The following is a 1,297-nucleotide window of genomic DNA, read 5'->3' as shown; positions in this document are numbered from 1 at the left end:
CCGGTCAACTCCAGCCGTTACCGACCTTCCATCTCCGGCCTATCAACCCAATAGTCTCTTGGGGGCCTTAACCCACAAAGGGTGGGATACCTCATCTAGGAACAGGCTTCCCGCTTAGATGCTTTCAGCGGTTATCCCTTCCGAACGTAGCCAACCAGCAATGCCCTTGGCAGGACAACTGGCACACCAGAGGTCCGTCCGTCCCGGTCCTCTCGTACTAGGGACAGCCTTCCGCAAGTATCCTACGCGCGCGGCGGATAGGGACCGAACTGTCTCACGACGTTCTAAACCCAGCTCGCGTACCGCTTTAATGGGCGAACAGCCCAACCCTTGGGACCTACTCCAGCCCCAGGATGCGACGAGCCGACATCGAGGTGCCAAACCATGCCGTCGATATGGACTCTTGGGCAAGATCAGCCTGTTATCCCCGGGGTACCTTTTATCCGTTGAGCGACCACGCTTCCACAAGCCATGGCCGGATCACTAGTTCCGACTTTCGTCCCTGCTCGACCCGTCGGTCTCACAGTCAAGCCCCCTTGTGCACTTGCACTCGACACCTGATTGCCAACCAGGCTGAGGGAACCTTTGAGCGCCTCCGTTACCCTTTGGGAGGCAACCGCCCCAGTTAAACTACCCACCAGGCACTGTCCCTGATCCGGATCACGGACCGAGGTTAGACATCCAGTACGACCAGAGTGGTATTTCAACGACGACTCCACAACCACTGGCGTGGCCGCTTCACAGTCTCCCACCTATCCTACACAAGCCGAACCGAACACCAATACCAAGCTATAGTAAAGGTCCCGGGGTCTTTCCGTCCTGCCGCGCGTAACGAGCATCTTTACTCGTAATGCAATTTCGCCGGGCCTGTGGTTGAGACAGTCGAGAAGTCGTTACGCCATTCGTGCAGGTCGGAACTTACCCGACAAGGAATTTCGCTACCTTAGGATGGTTATAGTTACCACCGCCGTTTACTGGCGCTTAAGTTCTCAGCCTCGCCCCGAAGAGCTAACCGGTCCCCTTAACGTTCCAGCACCGGGCAGGCGTCAGTCCGTATACATCGTCTTGCGACTTCGCACGGACCTGTGTTTTTAGTAAACAGTCGCTTCTCGCTGGTCTCTGCGGCCGAAAAATCCTAGCCCGCAAGGGGCTTCAAATCCCTCGGCCCCCCTTCTCCCGAAGTTACGGGGGCATTTTGCCGAGTTCCTTAACCACAGTTCGCCCGATCGCCTCGGTATTCTCTACCTGACCACCTGTGTCGGTTTGGGGTACGGGCCGCATGAACACTCACTAGAGG

1 rRNA gene is annotated in these 1,297 nt (G+C 57.0%); it reads right to left on the bottom strand.

Annotated features, from left to right (window positions below):
* Positions 1-1,297: ribosomal RNA gene (locus ACYVLT_RS40315) — 23S ribosomal RNA — on the bottom strand; the annotation flags it as partial.

Source organism: Saccharothrix stipae (assembly GCF_054781895.1).
This window is presented reverse-complemented; position numbering and strand designations above follow the sequence as displayed.